The organism is Citrobacter sp. R4 (assembly GCF_026719175.1).
GTDB lineage: Bacteria > Pseudomonadota > Gammaproteobacteria > Enterobacterales > Enterobacteriaceae > Citrobacter_A > Citrobacter_A sedlakii.
Genome location: NZ_JAPPSU010000002.1, coordinates 170,174 through 187,575 on the forward strand (window position 1 = coordinate 170,174; position 17,402 = coordinate 187,575).

Genomic DNA, 17,402 nt, shown 5'->3' on the forward strand with positions numbered 1-17,402 from the left:
TAAGATAAGTTTTCTTTAGTGGGAAGTAAAATCCCGTATGCGCTCAATCGTCAAAATTTCGCCATATCTCCTGGATATCCTCCATCAGATAGCCGCGATAGAGTAGAAAGCGCTGTATTTTTACCTTTTCTGAAAATGCCGCGGGCAGCGGTTCGCCGTATTTGCGGGTAGCCTGATCGCGCGCGAGGGTACACCAGTCAATTTCACATTCGCGCAGCGCTTTTTCGATAGCTTCCCGGGCAATGCCTTTCTGGTTGAGTTCCTGGCGGATGCGCGCCGGGCCATACCCTTTCCGGCTACGGCTGGCGATAAAGCGCGAAACGAAGCGGCTGTCATCCAGATACCCGTGCTCATGGCACCAGGCTACCACCCGTTCGTAATCCTCTGCCGTGGCATCAATCTCCTCGGGGCCGTTTTTCCCCATGACCGGCGCGGCCAGTTTGCGGCGTAACTCCTGTTCGCTGTGATCGCGCACAGCCAGAATGCGGACAGCGCGATCGAGCAGGCGGGCATAAACGGGTCGGCGTGGTGTCGGTTCGCTCATAACTCCCTTCAGATTCAGCAATGCAAAAGGGCCGCATAAATGCAGCCCTTGAGTGTAACTTAACCTTTTGCCAAATGGCGGTTTCGCGCGATCCGGCTTACGGTCGCCTGAAGATTAAAAATCTTCGTTGGTTTCTGCAACACCTTCACCGTCATCAACGGAGAAATCTGGCGTTGAGTCCTGGTTGTTGAGCAGCAGCTCGCGAACCTTTTTCTCGATCTCTTTCGCGGTAGCCGGATTTTCTTTCAACCAGGCGGTCGCATTCGCTTTACCCTGCCCGATTTTCTCACCGTTGTAGCTGTACCAAGCACCGGCTTTCTCAATCAGCTTCTCTTTGACGCCCAGATCAACCAGTTCGCCATAGAAGTTGATGCCTTCACCGTAGAGGATCTGGAACTCTGCCTGTTTGAACGGTGCGGCGATTTTGTTCTTCACCACTTTCACGCGGGTTTCGCTACCCACCACGTTATCGCCCTCTTTCACCGCGCCGATACGGCGGATGTCCAGACGAACAGAGGCGTAGAATTTCAGCGCGTTCCCCCCGGTTGTGGTTTCCGGGTTACCGAACATAACGCCAATTTTCATACGGATCTGGTTGATGAAGATCAGCAGCGTGTTGGACTGCTTCAGGTTACCCGCCAGCTTACGCATCGCCTGGCTCATCATACGCGCCGCGAGGCCCATGTGAGAGTCGCCGATTTCACCTTCGATTTCCGCTTTCGGCGTCAGGGCCGCGACGGAGTCGACAACGATAACGTCTACAGCGCCAGAGCGCGCCAGCGCATCACAGATTTCCAGCGCCTGTTCGCCAGTGTCCGGCTGAGAACACAGCAGGTTGTCAATATCAACGCCCAGCTTGCGCGCATAGATTGGATCCAGCGCATGTTCCGCATCGATAAACGCACAGGTTTTCCCTTCACGCTGCGCAGCGGCAATCACCTGCAGCGTCAGGGTGGTTTTACCGGAAGATTCCGGCCCGTAGATTTCGACGATACGGCCCATTGGCAGACCGCCCGCGCCGAGTGCGATATCCAGAGAAAGCGATCCGGTCGGGATGGTTTCCACATCCATAGAGCGGTCTTCACCCAGACGCATAATGGAGCCTTTACCAAATTGCTTTTCAATTTGGCCCAGTGCTGCCGCCAACGCTTTCTGTTTGTTTTCGTCGATAGCCATTAACTACTCCTGTCATGCCGGGTTCCGCTTGCGCTTAACCGGATAGTGAATTCTGTACTGTTGAAACAATTATACTGTATGCTCATACAGTATCAAGTGTTTTGTAGAAATTGTTGCCACAGCGTACGTAACGCATAGAGGGTCGCCTGTCGCCGCACGGCATCGCGGTCGCCACTGAAGCATTCCCGCCGGGTAATCCCCTCTCCGCGCGCGCTGGCGAAAGCGAACCAGACGGTGCCGACGGGCTTCGCTTCACTGCCGCCATCCGGTCCGGCAATGCCGCTGATTGAAACCGCATAATCAGCGCGGGCGGCTTTCAGCGCGCCTATCGCCATTTCTACTACCACCGGTTCACTGACCGCGCCATGTTGGGCAAGCGTCTCTTCCCGTACGCCGATCATTTGCGCTTTCGCTTCATTACTGTAAGTGACAAAACCGCGTTCAAACCAGGCGGAGCTGCCAGCAATATCCGTAATGGCCTTCGCCACCCAGCCGCCCGTACAGGATTCCGCTGTTGTCACCGTCGCGCCGCGCGCGTTTAACGCCATTCCGACCTGTTCGCTTAACTGCATCAGTTCACTGTCAGTCATTTCGGCCTCTGTCAGTTAAAAATCCTGCCGGACAAGATAGCACTTTCCCACCCGAGATGGGGACGAGGTGATGATTTTACGAGGGGGATTCAGAAAAAACGTCCAGGTTTAACAGGCGGAGACAGCATTGCCTTATCCGGCCAACAGCAAGCCGGGTGAGCCGGATAAGTTGTCAGGGCCGCCATCCGGCAGCCTGGACGATTACTGGACCCGCGCCAGCGCTACCGCCTGACCTAACTGCCAGACCGCCATCGCATAATGGGTACTATGGTTGTAACGGGTAATCGCGTAGAAGTTTGGAAGGCCGTACCAGTACTGATACCCGGTGCCAATATCCAGACGTAACAAGCTTGCTTCGCGATGGTTACCCAACGGCTGCTGCGGCGTTAAGCCCGCGGCGGCAAGCTGCGACACACTGTATTTTGTTTTGAAGCCATTGGCCAGTCCCGGCGCCTGACCGTTGGCCATCACCGCCACCGTATCGCCTTTCACCCAGCCGTGTGCTTTAAAGTAGTTCGCTACGCTGCCGATGGCATCGACCGGATCCCAAAGATTGATATGGCCGTCGCCGTTAAAGTCCACCGCGTACTCTTTATAGGACGACGGCATAAACTGACCGTAACCCATGGCCCCGGCGAAAGACCCTTTCAGATCCAGCGGATCGTCTTGTTCATTGCGCGCCATCAACAGGAAGGTTTCCAGCTCGCCAGAGAAATACGCCGCGCGGCGCGGATAGTTGAAGGAGAGCGTCGCCAGCGCGTCAAGAATGCGCGTTTTCCCCATTACGCGGCCCCAGCGGGTTTCCACGCCGATAATGCCGACGATGATTTCCGGCGGCACGCCATACACCTGCCAGGCGCGGTTGAGCGCATCTTCATACTGATTCCAGAATGCCACGCCGTTTTGCACGTTATCCGGCGTTATGAACTGTTTGCGATAACGCAGCCATGCGCCGTTAGGGCCGGCTGGCGGCTGCGTGGTCGGCGCCTGCCTGTCCATCAGGCGCAGCACATAATCCAGGCGTTTCGCCTGCGACAGGATCTCCTGCAACTGTTGGCGATCAAAGCCATGTTTGCTGACCATCTTATCGATGAACTGCTGCGCATTGGGGTTATTGGCAAAATCGCCGCCCATCTGCATGACATTGTGCTGAGGCTTAAGCAGGAAGCCGCCAGACGGCGTCCCGGTGGTCGTTTGAGTCTCTTGCGGTTTCGGTTTGCTGCTACAGGCAGCCAGTAACACAAAAAGGGGAAGTAACGCTACATAACGACGCTTGAACATGTGACATCCATTAACCAGATTCAGCCAGAGGGAAGTATGGTAAAGCATCCTCCGTCCCACAAGGAAGCGCGAGACGCGCTCCTTCACATAATTTACCTGTTCGCCCCCTTTACTCCTTCTCTTTCTGTTCCTATTCGCACACAAACTTTCAATTTAAAATATTTTACTTTCATTTTGAGATCAAAATAACACTTTTAAATCTTTCGATTTGATTAAAATAAAGCACCAATTGGCAAGATAACAACAATCCCTACAGGAGAGAACAATGATCGACACCATTACACATGGAGCAGAGTGGTTCATCGGGCTGTTCCAGAAAGGCGGAGAAGTGTTTACCGGCATGGTGACCGGCATTCTTCCGCTGCTAATAAGCCTGCTGGTCATCATGAACGCGCTGATCAACTTTATCGGCCAGCAGCGTATAGAACGTTTTGCCCAACGCTGCGCCGGAAATCCGCTGTCCCGTTACCTGATTCTGCCGTTCATCGGTACGTTTGTGTTCTGTAACCCTATGACCCTGAGTCTTGGTCGTTTTATGCCAGAGAAATACAAGCCCAGCTATTACGCGGCGGCATCCTACAGTTGCCACTCCATGAACGGCCTGTTTCCGCATATCAACCCCGGCGAACTGTTCGTTTATCTGGGCATCGCCAGCGGTTTAACCACGCTTGGCCTGCCCCTCGGCCCGCTTGCGGTGAGCTATCTGCTGGTTGGCCTGGTGACTAACTTCTTCCGCGGCTGGGTCACCGATCTCACCACCGCGATTTTCGAGAAAAAAATGGGTATCCAGCTTGAGCAGAAAGTGCATCTTTCAGGAGCAACATCATGACGCGTATTCGTATCGAAAAAGGCACCGGCGGCTGGGGCGGCCCGCTTGAACTGGATGTCGTCGCAGGTAAAAAAATCGTCTATATCACCGCGGGCACGCGCCCGGCGATTGTCGACAAACTGGCAAGCCTGACCGGCTGGCAGGCGGTCGATGGCTTTAAAGAGGGCGAACCGCCGGAAGCGGAGATTGGCGTGGCGATCATTGACTGCGGCGGCACCCTGCGCTGCGGAATTTACCCGAAACGCCGTATTCCGACGGTAAACATTCACTCCACGGGGAAATCGGGGCCGCTGGCCCAGTACATCGTCGAAGACATTTACGTTTCCGGCGTGAAAGAAGAAAACATTAGCGCGATCGGCGATGCAGAAGCTGCGCCGCAACCGACAAGCGCCACGCCTCCGGGACGTGATTACGACCCCCATAAAAAGATCACCGAACAGAGCGACGGCCTGCTGGCGAAAGTCGGCATGGGAATGGGCTCAGCGGTAGCCGTTCTGTTTCAGTCTGGTCGCGACACCATCGACACGGTACTGAAAACCATTCTGCCGTTTATGGCGTTCGTCTCCGCCCTCATCGGCATCATCATGGCGTCGGGACTTGGCGACTGGATCGCCCACGGTCTGGCGCCGCTAGCCAGCCATCCGCTGGGGCTGGTGACACTGGCGCTGATCTGCTCCTTCCCGCTGTTGTCGCCGTTCCTCGGCCCGGGCGCAGTGATCGCCCAGGTGATCGGCGTCCTGATCGGCGTGCAAATTGGTCTGGGCAATATTCCGCCGCACCTGGCGCTGCCAGCGCTGTTCGCCATTAACGCCCAGGCGGCCTGCGACTTTATCCCGGTTGGCCTGTCACTGGCGGAAGCCCGTCAGGATACGGTGCGCGTCGGCGTGCCGTCGGTACTGGTCAGTCGCTTTCTGACCGGCGCGCCAACGGTACTGATCGCCTGGTTTGTATCCGGCTTTATTTATCAATAAGAGGTGTTGAGATGACCGTCATTTACCAGACCACAATTACCCGCATTGGCCAGAGCGCGCCGGATGCGCTGTGCGACCAGATGCTGATCACCTTCCGCGAAGGCGCGCCGGCGGATATCGAAGAGTTTTGCTTTATCCATTGCCATGGCGAACTGAACGGCACGCTGCAACCCGGCGCGCAATGTGAACTGGGTCAGCATCGCTATCCGGTCACCGCCGTCGGCAGCGTGGCGGAACAGAATTTACGTGAACTGGGGCATATCACCCTGCGCTTCGACGGACTGAACGAAGCGGAATTTCCCGGCACCGTGCACGTCGCGGGGCCCGTACCGGACGATATCGCGCCGGGCTGTATTTTGAAGTTTGTCGCTTAAGGAGAGAAAAATGAATCAGGTTGCCGTTGTCATTGGCGGAGGACAAACCCTGGGGGCGTTCCTGTGCCATGGGCTTGCAGCAGAAGGGTATCGCGTGGCGGTTGTCGATATTCAAAGTGATAAGGCCGCCAACGTCGCGCAGGAGATCAACGCCGAATATGGTGAAGGTATGGCTTACGGCTTCGGCGCCGACGCCACCAGCGAACAGAGCGTTCTTGCGCTCTCTCGCGGCGTGGATGAAATCTTTGGGCGCGTGGATCTGCTCGTCTACAGCGCGGGGATCGCGAAAGCGGCGTTTATCAGTGACTTCCAGCTGGGCGATTTTGACCGCTCATTACAGGTGAATCTGGTCGGATATTTCCTCTGTGCGCGTGAATTTTCCCGTCTGATGATTCGTGACGGTATTCAGGGACGCATTATTCAGATCAACTCTAAGTCCGGTAAAGTCGGTAGTAAGCATAATTCCGGCTACAGCGCGGCGAAGTTCGGCGGCGTCGGATTAACTCAGTCGCTGGCGCTGGATCTGGCGGAATACGGCATTACCGTACATTCGCTGATGCTGGGCAACCTGCTGAAGTCGCCAATGTTTCAGTCGCTACTGCCGCAGTACGCCACCAAGCTTGGCATTAAGCCGGACGAGGTGGAACAGTATTATATCGATAAAGTCCCGCTCAAACGCGGCTGCGATTATCAGGATGTCCTGAACATGCTGCTGTTCTATGCCAGCGCGAAAGCGTCATACTGTACCGGACAATCAATCAACGTCACTGGCGGTCAGGTGATGTTCTGATAGTCACATAGCCCGGTGGCGCTACGCTTACCGGGCCTGTAAACCCCGGGTCTGTTAGCCGGATAAGGCGTCACCGCCATCCGGCATTCACGTAAGGAGCACACGATGGTTTCCGCACTGATTACCGTCGCCGTTATCGCCTGGTGCGTTCAACTGCTACTGGGCGGCTGGCAAATCGCCCGTTTCAACCGCGCGTTTGACCAGCTATGCCTGCAAGGCCGGGTTGGCGTAGGACGTTCAGGCGGACGTTTTAAGCCCCGCGTCGTGGTCGCCATCGCGCTCGACAAAAATCAGCGCGTAACCGATACGTTGTTTATGAAAGGACTGACAGTATTCGCCAGACCAATAAAAATTCCTGCCCTGCAGGGTAAACATCTTAATGAATTACAGCCTGATGTGATCTTTCCCCATGATCCGCTGTCGCAGAATGCACTATCATTGGCGCTTAAACTGAAACATGGATAATTTCGTTGTGAATGCTAATAGCTTGCGAAATTATCATTTCGAAACTTCAATTCAGGGTAATCACGCCTATGAAACCTCGTCAGCGTCAGGCTGCCATTCTGGAGCATTTGCAAAAGCAGGGGAAATGCTCGGTTGAGGAACTGGCCCAGTACTTTGACACCACGGGCACCACCATTCGCAAGGATTTGGTCATTCTGGAAAATGCCGGTACCGTCATTCGCACCTATGGCGGCGTAGTGTTAAACAAAGAAGAATCCGATCCGCCTATCGATCACAAGACGTTGATCAATACGCATAAAAAAGAACGCATCGCCGAAGCGGCTGTCAGGTTTATCCATGATGGCGATTCGATCATTCTGGATGCCGGAAGCACCGTATTACAGATGGTGCCAATGCTCACCCGCTTCAGCAATATCACCGTCATGACCAACAGCCTCCATATTGTTAACGCCTTGTCAGAGCTGGACAACGAACAAACCATCCTGATGCCCGGCGGCACCTTTCGTAAAAAATCTGCGTCATTTCACGGTCAGTTGGCAGAGAACGCCTTTGAGCAGTTCAGTTTTGATAAACTCTTTATGGGCACCGACGGCATTGACCTCGACGCAGGCGTCACCACCTTTAACGAGGTCTACACCGTCAGCAAAGCGATGTGTAACGCCGCGCGCGAAGTCATACTGATGGCCGACTCGTCGAAGTTTGGCCGCAAAAGTCCCAACGTTGTTTGCAGTCTGGAGAGCGTCGATAAGCTAATTACCGATGCTGGTATCGATCCGGCGTTTCGTCAGGCGCTGGAAGAAAAAGGGATAGACGTGATCATAACCGGAGAAACAAATGAGTGATGCACTACTGAACGCTGGCCGTCAAACACTGCTGCTGGAACTGCAGGAAGCCAGCCGCCTGCCGGAACGCCTGGGTGACGATTTTGTTCGCGCTGCCAACACCATTATCCACTGTGAAGGCAAAGTGATTGTCTCGGGTATTGGCAAGTCCGGGCATATCGGCAAAAAAATCGCCGCAACCCTCGCCAGCACCGGCACCCCTGCCTTTTTCGTTCATCCGGCGGAAGCGCTACACGGCGATCTCGGGATGATAGAAAGCCGGGACGTGATGCTGTTTATCTCCTATTCGGGCGGCGCTAAAGAGCTGGATCTGATCATCCCGCGCCTGGAAGACAAATCCATTACCCTGCTGGCGATGACCGGCAAGCCGAACTCACCGCTGGGTCTGGCGGCCAAAGCCGTTCTGGACATTTCGGTCGAACGGGAAGCCTGCCCGATGCACCTGGCCCCCACGTCCAGCACGGTGAACACCCTGATGATGGGCGACGCGCTGGCAATGGCGGTGATGCAGGCGCGCGGCTTCAATGAAGAGGATTTTGCCCGCTCGCATCCGGCGGGAGCGCTCGGGGCGCGTCTGCTGAATAAGGTGCATCATTTGATGCGGCGCGACGACGCGGTGCCGCAGGTTCAGTTGTCCACCAGCGTGATGGATGCCATGCTCGAATTAAGCCGTACCGGACTCGGCCTGGTCGCCGTCTGTGACGCGCAAATGCAGGTCAAAGGCGTCTTTACCGACGGCGACCTGCGCCGCTGGTTAGTGGGCGGCGGCGCGCTGACCACGCCAGTCAGCGAAGCGATGACCCACAATGGCATTACGCTTCAGGCCGACAGTCGCGCTATCGACGCCAAAGAAATCCTGATGAAACGCAAAATCACCGCCGCGCCGGTGGTTGATGAAAACGGCAAGCTCACCGGCGCCATCAACCTGCAGGATTTCTACCAGGCCGGGATCCTGTAGCTGCTTTTATTTTTCAGGCTGCAAATTACATCAGAGTATGCAATTTGCAAGTCCTGATGGGCTTAAAGGATATGATTCACCGGGATTACCCTGTTATGTCCTTGAGCAGTATATTGTGCGCCGCGGAGATACCGCGGCCATACTCAGTATTACCGCTGAGGTATTAGCTGAAATTGACCTCAGTTTTGTAAAAGTGAACTTAAAAGATTAAAGCAAATAATTTAATCTGGTTATACATTTGTGGGAAAACATCTATTTGCATTGCATCTAATGCTTATGTTTATAATAAGAAGAATTAATTTTTACTTCTGAGTAATAACAATGAATATTGCTCACATCAATAAATTACATTCTTTCATGAAAAATAAATATGATTCATATTTTTGAGTACGCAAATTCCAGCATGCTAAAAAAAGGAGAAATAAATGCCAATCCCAGCTTATATGTGGCTTAAGGACGATGGCGGCGCTTTAATTAAAGGTGGCGTAGATGTTAAAGACAGGGACTACACAATTGAAGTTAAAGGATTTCACCATAACCTCATGATCCCTACTGACAACGCAACCGGCAAAGTAACCGGGACACGCATGCATTCACCGATGCTCATCGTAAAAGATTTCGACTGCTCCAGCCCTTATCTCTATAAGGCCGTAGCAACCGGGCAAAAACTCCAGTCCGCAGAAATTAAATGGTACCGTATTAACGATGCCGGAATGGAAGCTGAATACTTCAACATGTTACTTGAAGGGGTGCGTATTGTGTCTTTTTCCCCAGCGATGGCCACAGGAAATAACCTAAATGAGAACCACATGGAAACCGTGGAAATGCGTTACGAGAAAATCACCTGGAAGCACAACGACGGAAACATTATTTTCACTGACTCCTGGAATGACCGACAGACAGTCTAAGCATATGGGGCAGAACGCCCCTTAATCATACAACCAGCGGCCAGCCTTTGCGGATTCAATGATCATTTCAAGGGTGAGCGATTTAAGCTGCCGCCCAACCCATTCCTTTTTGCGCTTCCACTGCCACCAGTACAGTTCCGGCATAAAGTAGTTGTCCAAATTAAAATTACTGTGCTCGATGCCATAGCGGGTGAACAGGTCAATGAGCATATCTTCGAGATCTTCTGGCACAAAATTAAAGTATTCCTGTAGCGCCCACTCTTTCTGAGCAGGGCGTTTGCGCTCGCTGTAGTTCTCGGTGACGTAAATTAAAAATTCTTGTTCATCAGGTAATAGCATTAGAAATAGGTCCATGCGATCCGATCCTTCGGCCGCGCTATCTGGTTGTATTTGTTTCTCGTCTCTTGGGCAACAAGGGCGAAAATAATGACTGCCTGAGCATAACCTACATATGGAACGGCTCTGCCTACTGCTGAGCCAATCTTGTTTGTATAACTTTTTCTGCCCATGCCGATAGTGGTTTCGACTCTCAATCCATCCGGAAAGCGGGCATCTTTAAAAATCCGACGGGCTAGTTTAGAGGCTACGCTGGTGCGAGAACCTGTCGCCCCCAAAACCTGCCGTTTAGGCAGCAGAGGTAGCCCCGCCAAAATAGTAGCGGCGGTTTCAACTGATACTCCCAAATGGTTTGCAAGCCCTTCCGCAAAGATAAGCCAGAATAACTCCGTTGGCGTTACGTTCTCGTTGCCGTGATAAAAATATGTGCCGCCCAGTTCTTCTACTGTATCCATCTCTTCATCCCTGTTAGTCGCTTGCAATACAATAAGTCCTTATAACTACCAGATACACTGTTGTATTAAACAAGCACTATAAAAATGTGAATCGGACCAGAACGTCCCCGCGCGTACTCTAACTTTTCAACCCCAGACGCTTCGCCAGCCGGTGCAGATTGGCGACGTCCATTTCTAACGCCCGGGCGCTGGCCGCCCAGTTGTGATGATGCTGCGCCAGCGCACGGCGGATCGTCTCGCGCTGAAACGACTCGGTAGCATCACGCAGATTAACCGCCTGCGGCATCTCCGGCGCAACGTCTGTTTGTACAGCGGGGGCATCGTCCAGGCGAGCGAAATGCTGCGCTTCCAGCACCACTTCATCCCCTGCCCGTGTCGCCCGCGCCAGCACCACTGCGCGGTGAATCGCATGCTCCAGCTCGCGGACGTTACCCGGCCAGGCATAGTTCAGCAGATAATTTCGCGCCCCCGGACTCAGCGCCACCCGGGAAAGACCCAGCCGCAACCGGCACTGCTCGCAGAAATAGCCCGCCAGCAGCACCGCATCCTCCCCGCGCTCGCGCAGCGGGGGAACGGACAGCGGAAAAACGCTCAGGCGGTGGAACAAGTCAGCACGAAAGCGCCCTGCCATCACCTCTTCGCGCAGGTCGCGGTTGGTGGCCGCCAGTACGCGTACGTCCACCCGCAGACTGCGATCGTCGCCAACCCGCTGAATATCGCCGTACTGTAAGACGCGCAAAAGTTTGGCCTGCAACGCCAACGACAGCTCGCCGATTTCATCCAGAAACAGCGTACCGTTATCGGCCATTTCAAATTTCCCGCTACGGTTGCTGATGGCCCCGGTAAACGCGCCTTTGACATGACCAAACAGTTCGCTCTCCGCCACGCTTTCCGGCAACGCGGCACAGTTCAGATACACCAGCGGATTTACCGCGCGCGGCGAACCTTCATGAATCGCTTTTGCCACCAGCTCTTTCCCGGTACCCGTTTCGCCGCTGATCAGAACGTTGAGATCGGACGCCGCCACAATCTCAATCTCTTTTTTCAACTGCATCATGCCGGGCGACAGGCCAATCATCTGCGTCTCTTTTACCTGGCCGAAATCGGTCGTCGAACCGGGCAGCATATTCTGGCTTTCCAGCTGTTCTATCAGCAGCGCATTGCTGAGCGCGCCAGCGGCCAGCGCGGCGATAAGGCGGAGCTCCTCATCGCTAAAAACGTCAAACTGGTCGGGCTCCATACCATCAAGAGTTAGCGCGCCGATCAGGTTTTGCCCGGCAAACAGCGGCAGGCCGATGCAGGCATGCACTTTTAAACTCTCCTGACCGGGAATCAGCCCATCGTAGGGGTCAGGCAGATCGCTGTCTGCGGGAAAACGCACCACGTCCCCGGCGCGGGCGATGGCTTCCAGACGCGGGTGACCTTCCAGGGTAAAGCGCCTGCCCAACACGTCCTGCGCCAGACCGTCGATCGCCAGCGGAATAAACTGGCGCGCCTCATAACGCAGCAGCGCGGAAGCATCGCACTCCAGCACCTGGCGTAGCGTGGTTATCAGGCGCTGAAAGCGATCCTGATGCCCGACGCCGCGCTGTAATTCGATGGCGATCCCCGCCAGTACGTCAACGGAAAAACTCATGGCTACCTCATTGTCATTTTGACAATACATAATGTCATATTGACATCATTAATCATAGTCTTTTTGACTATCACTATAAATATAAAAACTAACAAATCATCAAAAAATCAAAGAGATAAATAGTTGGCACGTAACCTGCAATAAGCAAAACAACACTTTTGAACAACGCTGAATTAATTGAGGTTGCTATGTCTATTCTGGTTAAAAATAACATTCATTGGGTTGGCCAACGTGACTGGGAAGTACGCGATTTTCACGGCACCGAATACAAAACGCTGCGCGGCAGCAGCTATAACAGCTATCTGATTCGCGAAGAAAAAAACGTACTGATCGACACCGTTGATCATAAATTCAGCCGCGAATTCGTACAGAATTTACGGGGTGAAATTGACCTTGCGGATATCGATTACATCATCATTAACCACGCGGAAGAAGATCATGCCGGGGCGTTGACGGAGCTAATGACTCAGATCCCGGACACGCCAATCTACTGCACCGCCAACGCCATCGATTCGATCACCGGCCATCACCATCATCCGGAATGGAACTTTAAGGTAGTGAAAACTGGCGACACACTGGATATCGGCAACGGCAAACAGCTGATCTTCGTCGAAACCCCGATGCTGCATTGGCCGGACAGTATGATGACCTACATGACCGGCGATGCGGTGTTGTTCAGTAACGACGCCTTCGGCCAGCACTACTGCGATGAACGTCTGTTCAATGATGAAGTGGATCAAACCGAACTGTTTGAACAGTGCCAACGCTACTACGCTAACATCCTGACGCCGTTCAGCCGCCTGGTGACGCCCAAGATCACTGAAATCCTCGGCTTTAACCTGCCGGTCGATATGATCGCCACCTCCCACGGCGTGGTCTGGCGCGATAATCCCACGCAAATCGTTGAACTGTATCTGAAATGGGCGGCGGACTACCAGGAAGATCGCATCACTATCTTCTATGACACCATGTCCAACAATACCCGCATGATGGCGGATGCCATCGCCCAGGGGATTAACGAAGTTGACCCAAACGTGGCGGTAAAAATCTTTAACGTCGCCCGCAGCGACAAAAACGAAATCCTGACCAACGTCTTCCGATCCAAAGGCGTACTGGTCGGTACCTCGACGATGAATAATGTGATGATGCCAAAAATCGCCGGACTGGTGGAAGAGATGACCGGCTTGCGCTTTCGTAACAAGCGCGCCAGCGCTTTTGGTTCTCACGGCTGGAGCGGCGGCGCGGTTGATCGTCTCTCTACCCGACTGCAGGATGCCGGCTTTGAGATGTCCCTGAGCCTGAAGGCGAAATGGCGTCCGGATCTGGACGCGCTGGAACTGTGCCGTCAGCACGGGCGCGACATTGCCCGTCAGTGGGCGCTCGCACCGCTGCCGGAAGCCGCGCCGAAAGCGGTAGCAGCAGAAAGCGCGCCAGTTGAAACCCCAGCGGCCGCCGATCTCGGCCCCTGCATGCAGTGCAGCGTCTGCCAGTGGATCTACGACCCGGAAAAAGGTGAGCCGCTGCAGGACGTCGCACCGGGTACGCCGTGGAGTGAGGTTCCGGACAACTTCCTGTGCCCGGAATGCTCTTTAGGTAAGGACGTGTTCGACGAGCTGGCGACGGAGGCAAAATGAACCGGGGAATCGTTATCATTGGTTCGGGCTTTGCCGCCCGCCAGTTAGTGAAAAACATCCGTAAACAGGACGCGGAAATCCCGTTAACCCTGATTGCCGCCGATAGCATGGACGAGTACAACAAACCCGATCTCAGCCATGTGATAAGCCAGTCGCAACGCGCCGACGATCTCACCCGCCAGTCGGCGGGCGAGTTTGCCGAACAGTTCAACCTGCGCCTGTTCCCGCATACCTGGGTGACCGACATCGATGCCGACGCCCACGTGGTGAAAAGTCAGGATACGCAATGGCAGTATGAAAAGCTGGTCCTTGCCACGGGCGCGGCAGCCTTTGTTCCGCCCGTCCCGGGACGTGAGCTAATGCTCACGTTAAACAGCCAGCAAGAATACCGCGCCTGTGAAACGCAGTTGCGCGACGCCCAGCGGGTGCTGATTGTCGGGGGAGGTCTTATCGGCAGCGAATTAGCGATGGATTTTTGCCGTGCGGGCAAGGCGGTCACGCTGATCGACAACGCCGCCAGCCTTCTCGCCTCGCTGATGCCGCCGGAAGTAAGCAGTCGCTTACAGCACCGGCTTACCGACATGGGCGTGCATCTGCTGCTGAAGTCTCAGTTACAGAGTCTGGAAAAAACCGCCACCGGTATTCGCGCCGCGCTGGATCGCGAACGCAGCATCGAAGTGGATGCCGTGATTGCCGCCACCGGCCTGCGACCGGAAACCGCGCTGGCGCGCCGCGCCGGTGTGAACGTGAATCGCGGCGTCTGCGTGGATACCTGTCTGCAAACCAGCAACGCGGATATTTATGCCATTGGCGACTGCGCAGAAATCAACGGTCAGGTACTGCCATTCCTGCAACCAATACAGCTTAGCGCAATGTACCTGGCGAAAAACCTGCTCGGCGGCAACGCGCCGCTGAAACTGCCCGCCATGCTGGTAAAAGTCAAAACCCCGGAACTGCCGCTGCATCTTGCCGGAGAAACCCAGCGACGCGATCTCGCCTGGCAGATCAGCGCGGAATCCGACGGAATGGTGGCAAAGGGGATGAACGAGGAAGGGCAACTTTGCGCCTTTGTCGTGAGCGAAGACCGCATGAAAGAGGCCTTCGCCCTGCTGAAATCGTTGCCGGCGTAACGCCTGCCGCGCCCTCCGGCCACAATGCCCCTGCTTTATTAACCTCACGAACACGGACGTTCATTATTGCTTGTTGCTTTGCCCCGGCAGTCCCGGGGCTTTTTTATTTATGCCGCGCCAGCCAGCGCGCCGCCGCAATTACGCCCTGCCCAAACGAAAGTCCGCCATCGCCCGCCGGGAGCTGCTGCGGAAACAGCAGATTAAAATCAGACAGGTGAACCATCAGTCGCGCCCGCAACAAACGGTTGTGCATCACGCCGCCGCTAAAGACCAACGTGGAGATCCCCCGCGCAGTGGCCTGCTTGCGCATCATCGTGGCAAACCCTTGCGCCAGCGCGTCATGGAATGCCCATGCGCGTTCTGCCTGCGGGGCTTGCCAGTCCAGCCATTGCCGCCAGAAGGTCGCCAGATCCAACAGGTTTCCGCTCAACGGTAACGTCACCGGATGTGAAACATCGTCGCACTGAACGGCCAGCGCTTCCAGCGCACAGGCGGCTTCGCCTTCATAGCTGAGCGACGTGGGCGCGCAGCCCAACGCCGCCGCTACAGCGTCAAATAAGCGACCACAGGAAGAGGCCAGCGGCGCGTTGATCCCTCGCTCAATGGCGCGGGCTAGCACGGGCCAGTTCTGCTGCTGCGCCGCGGCGGTTTCTGGCGACTGCTGCCAGTCAGGAACAAACTGCAGGCACTGGGCGAGCAGATTGCGCCAGGGTTGAATCGCGGCGAGATCGCCCCCCGGCAGCGCCACGGCTGGCAGCCCGCCGAGATGTTCACAGTCCTGGTAATTTACCCGCAGACATTCGCCGCCCCACAGCGCGCCCGCCTCTCCCATGCCGATACCGTCCAGGGTCAGGGCGATAACATCGCCGCCGTCCAGCGGCCAGCCGTGTTCGGCCAGACAGGCCGCCGCATGGGCGTGATGATGAAGCACCGTTTCCGTCGGCAACGCCATCTCGCCAGCCCACTGGCTGGAGACATAACCCGGATGGGCATCGCAAACCAGCCTCTGGGGCGTAAAGTCGTAGATGTTCTGGATCAAGCGCAGCGCCTCGCGCCACTGGCTCTGGATGCCATCATCGCTCAGATCGCCCAGATGTTGGCTGAGAACCGCTTGCCCGCCACGCACCAGACAGAAGGTATTTTTCAGATCCGCCCCCAGGCACAACATCGGCGGCAGGTCGCGAAATCCCGGCGGCAGCGTCAGCGCGTCCGGCACATACCCGCGCGAACGCCGCAGCATTTCACCGCTTTCGCGTACCACCGAATCGTCCATTCGCTGCACAATGTCGCGGTTATGCAGCAGGAATCCGTCGGCGATGGCCTGCAAATCGTCCAGCGCCTGCGTATTGGTGATGGCTGGCGGCTTGCCGCTAAGGTTGCCGGAGGTCATGACCAGCGGAAAACCCAGTTCCTGTAACAGCAGATGTTGCAACGGATTGGCTGGCAGCATGACTCCCACTTCGTTGAGGCCGGGGGCTATGGCCTCGCATAATGCAGCCACGTGCCGTTTGTCGATCAGCACAATCGGTGCGGCGGGCGTGCGCAACACGTTGCGCGCCGCTTCCGGCAAGCCGCGATCGTCAGGCAACATCACCGCCAGCGGTTTCGCCGGACGACGCTTACGCATGCGTAGCGTGGCCACCGCCCGGGAATTTCGTGCGTCGCAAGCCAGATGAAATCCGCCAATGCCCTTAACGGCAACGATTCCCCCCGCTTTCAGCACGTTGACCGCCGTTATCAGCGCGGCGTCTTTTTCTGCACGTTCTTCGCCGCTCCGCCATTCAAGGTGCGGACCGCAGGCCGGACACGCCACCGGCTGGGCGTGAAAGCGACGGTCATGGGGATCGCGGTACTCTTTTTCACATGCTGGACACAGCGGAAAGGCCGCCATGACGGTGTAAGGACGGTCGTAGGGCATCGCGCGAATAATCGTAAAGCGCGGACCGCAGTGCGTACAGTTGATGAAGGGATAACGGTAGCGCCGTTCGCCAGGCGCGTTCATTTCCGCCAGACATTCCGGGCAGGTCGCCGCATCGGGCACGATCTGCGTGTTCATGGCGCCGCCCGCGCTTTGTCGGATGGTAAATTCCGCAGGAGGCAGCGACCAGGTAAACGGCTCTCTCTCTACGCTGTCAATCCGCGCAAGCGGGGGACAATGTTTGTGAAGCGCGGTGATAAACACTGCGGGGTCTTCCAGCAAACGCACCACCACGCCGTCGCCATCGTTGCAGACATCGCCATGCAACTGCAGATGCTGCGCCAGTTGCCAGACAAAAGGGCGAAATCCAACGCCCTGCACTTTGCCCCGAATGCGCAGCGCTACGCCAGCATGGTTGATTGTTTCCATCGTCTTCTCTCACCGTGATCCGCACTGTACCGGAAGGCGGCTTCGCCTCCTCCGGCCTACCAATTGTCGCGCTTGCGGGCCTGATAAACGCAGCGCCATCAGGCATAAAAGCTGAACTATTTTACGCGGATTTTCA

The 17,402-nt window shown here is 55.5% G+C and carries 18 protein-coding genes; 10 read left to right on the top strand and 8 right to left on the bottom strand.

Annotated features, from left to right (window positions below; all coding sequences use genetic code 11):
* Positions 1-43: 43 nt before the first annotated feature.
* The 4 genes from recX to mltB all read right to left on the bottom strand — a co-directional run bounded on the left by recX (position 44) and on the right by mltB (position 3,591).
* Positions 44-544 (bottom strand): recombination regulator RecX, encoded by a 501-nt coding sequence (recX, locus tag OOJ60_RS06355; RefSeq protein WP_205612265.1) that lies wholly within the window; start codon positions 542-544, stop codon positions 44-46.
* 114 nt (positions 545-658) lie between these two features.
* Positions 659-1,720: a recombinase RecA gene (gene recA / locus OOJ60_RS06360; protein WP_042288561.1), complete on the bottom strand. Its 1,062-nt coding sequence runs from the start codon at positions 1,718-1,720 to the stop codon at positions 659-661.
* Between the two features lie 92 nt (positions 1,721-1,812).
* On the bottom strand, positions 1,813-2,310 hold the full coding sequence (gene pncC / locus OOJ60_RS06365; RefSeq protein WP_042288563.1) for a nicotinamide-nucleotide amidase: 498 nt from the start codon (positions 2,308-2,310) through the stop codon (positions 1,813-1,815).
* Between the two features lie 201 nt (positions 2,311-2,511).
* Entirely contained in the window at positions 2,512-3,591 is a 1,080-nt protein-coding gene (gene mltB, locus OOJ60_RS06370; RefSeq protein WP_199957117.1) for a lytic murein transglycosylase B, read from the bottom strand.
* Between the two features lie 265 nt (positions 3,592-3,856).
* Here mltB and srlA point away from each other — a divergent pair, with 265 nt between their 5' ends.
* The 8 genes from srlA to OOJ60_RS06410 all read left to right on the top strand — a co-directional run bounded on the left by srlA (position 3,857) and on the right by OOJ60_RS06410 (position 9,728).
* Complete coding sequence (srlA, locus tag OOJ60_RS06375; protein ID WP_042288566.1) at positions 3,857-4,420, top strand: PTS glucitol/sorbitol transporter subunit IIC; 564 nt, start codon at positions 3,857-3,859, stop codon at positions 4,418-4,420.
* Positions 4,417-5,391 (top strand): PTS glucitol/sorbitol transporter subunit IIB, encoded by a 975-nt coding sequence (srlE, locus tag OOJ60_RS06380; RefSeq protein WP_042288569.1) that lies wholly within the window; start codon positions 4,417-4,419, stop codon positions 5,389-5,391. The genes srlA and srlE overlap by 4 nt, the downstream gene beginning before the upstream one ends.
* Positions 5,392-5,402: 11 nt before the next feature.
* Positions 5,403-5,765, top strand: coding sequence for a PTS glucitol/sorbitol transporter subunit IIA (srlB, locus tag OOJ60_RS06385; RefSeq protein WP_042288572.1), 363 nt, complete (start codon positions 5,403-5,405; stop codon positions 5,763-5,765).
* 10 nt (positions 5,766-5,775) lie between these two features.
* Positions 5,776-6,555, top strand: coding sequence for a sorbitol-6-phosphate dehydrogenase (srlD, locus tag OOJ60_RS06390; RefSeq protein ID WP_042288575.1), 780 nt, complete (start codon positions 5,776-5,778; stop codon positions 6,553-6,555).
* 105 nt (positions 6,556-6,660) lie between these two features.
* Positions 6,661-7,020: a transcriptional regulator GutM gene (gutM, locus tag OOJ60_RS06395; protein WP_042288578.1), complete on the top strand. Its 360-nt coding sequence runs from the start codon at positions 6,661-6,663 to the stop codon at positions 7,018-7,020.
* Between the two features lie 68 nt (positions 7,021-7,088).
* Positions 7,089-7,862: a glucitol operon DNA-binding transcriptional repressor SrlR gene (srlR, locus tag OOJ60_RS06400; RefSeq protein ID WP_042288582.1), complete on the top strand. Its 774-nt coding sequence runs from the start codon at positions 7,089-7,091 to the stop codon at positions 7,860-7,862.
* Complete coding sequence (gene gutQ, locus OOJ60_RS06405; protein ID WP_042288584.1) at positions 7,855-8,820, top strand: arabinose-5-phosphate isomerase GutQ; 966 nt, start codon at positions 7,855-7,857, stop codon at positions 8,818-8,820. Before srlR ends, gutQ begins: the two co-directional genes overlap by 8 nt.
* Before the next feature lie 425 nt (positions 8,821-9,245).
* Positions 9,246-9,728 carry an Hcp family type VI secretion system effector gene (locus OOJ60_RS06410; protein WP_205612266.1) on the top strand — a complete coding sequence of 161 codons (483 nt, stop codon included), beginning with the start codon at positions 9,246-9,248 and terminating at the stop codon, positions 9,726-9,728.
* Positions 9,729-9,749: 21 nt separating this feature from the next.
* Here the strand turns inward: OOJ60_RS06410 and OOJ60_RS06415 are convergent, their stop codons facing one another.
* From OOJ60_RS06415 to norR, 3 genes are all read right to left on the bottom strand, one after another.
* Positions 9,750-10,067 (bottom strand): DUF1493 family protein, encoded by a 318-nt coding sequence (locus OOJ60_RS06415; protein ID WP_205612405.1) that lies wholly within the window; start codon positions 10,065-10,067, stop codon positions 9,750-9,752.
* Positions 10,067-10,519 (bottom strand): STM2901 family protein, encoded by a 453-nt coding sequence (locus tag OOJ60_RS06420; RefSeq protein WP_060569421.1) that lies wholly within the window; start codon positions 10,517-10,519, stop codon positions 10,067-10,069. Before OOJ60_RS06420 ends, OOJ60_RS06415 begins: the two co-directional genes overlap by 1 nt.
* 118 nt (positions 10,520-10,637) lie before the next feature.
* Positions 10,638-12,155, bottom strand: coding sequence for a nitric oxide reductase transcriptional regulator NorR (gene norR / locus OOJ60_RS06425; RefSeq protein ID WP_205612267.1), 1,518 nt, complete (start codon positions 12,153-12,155; stop codon positions 10,638-10,640).
* A 188-nt stretch (positions 12,156-12,343) separates the two neighbouring features.
* On the opposite strand from norR, the gene norV reads away from it, so the two are divergent.
* Together norV and norW are read left to right on the top strand one after the other, a co-directional pair.
* Positions 12,344-13,789, top strand: coding sequence for an anaerobic nitric oxide reductase flavorubredoxin (gene norV / locus OOJ60_RS06430; protein ID WP_060569419.1), 1,446 nt, complete (start codon positions 12,344-12,346; stop codon positions 13,787-13,789).
* Positions 13,786-14,919, top strand: a complete 1,134-nt coding sequence (norW, locus tag OOJ60_RS06435; protein ID WP_200035404.1) for an NADH:flavorubredoxin reductase NorW — start codon at positions 13,786-13,788, stop codon at positions 14,917-14,919. Before norV ends, norW begins: the two co-directional genes overlap by 4 nt.
* Positions 14,920-15,022: 103 nt before the next feature.
* On the opposite strand, the gene hypF is transcribed toward norW, so the two are convergent.
* The gene (gene hypF, locus OOJ60_RS06440) at positions 15,023-17,266 is read right to left on the bottom strand and encodes a carbamoyltransferase HypF (RefSeq protein WP_205612268.1); all 2,244 of its coding nucleotides are present in this window, start codon (positions 17,264-17,266) and stop codon (positions 15,023-15,025) included.
* Positions 17,267-17,402 lie beyond the last annotated feature (136 nt).

Excerpts from the sequence above, each read along its gene's own strand:
- srlD (WP_042288575.1), top strand. The coding sequence starts at position 5,776 with ATGAATCAGGTTGCCGTTGTCATTGGCGGAGGACAAACCCTGGGGGCG.
- OOJ60_RS06415 (WP_205612405.1), bottom strand. The coding sequence starts at position 10,067 with ATGCTATTACCTGATGAACAAGAATTTTTAATTTACGTCACCGAGAAC.
- hypF (WP_205612268.1), bottom strand. The coding sequence starts at position 17,266 with ATGGAAACAATCAACCATGCTGGCGTAGCGCTGCGCATTCGGGGCAAA.
- gutM (WP_042288578.1), top strand. The coding sequence starts at position 6,661 with ATGGTTTCCGCACTGATTACCGTCGCCGTTATCGCCTGGTGCGTTCAA.
- srlA (WP_042288566.1), top strand. The coding sequence starts at position 3,857 with ATGATCGACACCATTACACATGGAGCAGAGTGGTTCATCGGGCTGTTC.
- mltB (WP_199957117.1), bottom strand. The coding sequence starts at position 3,591 with ATGTTCAAGCGTCGTTATGTAGCGTTACTTCCCCTTTTTGTGTTACTG.
- norW (WP_200035404.1), top strand. The coding sequence starts at position 13,786 with ATGAACCGGGGAATCGTTATCATTGGTTCGGGCTTTGCCGCCCGCCAG.
- OOJ60_RS06410 (WP_205612266.1), top strand. The coding sequence starts at position 9,246 with ATGCCAATCCCAGCTTATATGTGGCTTAAGGACGATGGCGGCGCTTTA.
- srlB (WP_042288572.1), top strand. The coding sequence starts at position 5,403 with ATGACCGTCATTTACCAGACCACAATTACCCGCATTGGCCAGAGCGCG.
- recX (WP_205612265.1), bottom strand. The coding sequence starts at position 544 with ATGAGCGAACCGACACCACGCCGACCCGTTTATGCCCGCCTGCTCGAT.
- OOJ60_RS06420 (WP_060569421.1), bottom strand. The coding sequence starts at position 10,519 with ATGGATACAGTAGAAGAACTGGGCGGCACATATTTTTATCACGGCAAC.
- norV (WP_060569419.1), top strand. The coding sequence starts at position 12,344 with ATGTCTATTCTGGTTAAAAATAACATTCATTGGGTTGGCCAACGTGAC.
- norR (WP_205612267.1), bottom strand. The coding sequence starts at position 12,155 with ATGAGTTTTTCCGTTGACGTACTGGCGGGGATCGCCATCGAATTACAG.
- srlR (WP_042288582.1), top strand. The coding sequence starts at position 7,089 with ATGAAACCTCGTCAGCGTCAGGCTGCCATTCTGGAGCATTTGCAAAAG.
- recA (WP_042288561.1), bottom strand. The coding sequence starts at position 1,720 with ATGGCTATCGACGAAAACAAACAGAAAGCGTTGGCGGCAGCACTGGGC.
- pncC (WP_042288563.1), bottom strand. The coding sequence starts at position 2,310 with ATGACTGACAGTGAACTGATGCAGTTAAGCGAACAGGTCGGAATGGCG.
- gutQ (WP_042288584.1), top strand. The coding sequence starts at position 7,855 with ATGAGTGATGCACTACTGAACGCTGGCCGTCAAACACTGCTGCTGGAA.
- srlE (WP_042288569.1), top strand. The coding sequence starts at position 4,417 with ATGACGCGTATTCGTATCGAAAAAGGCACCGGCGGCTGGGGCGGCCCG.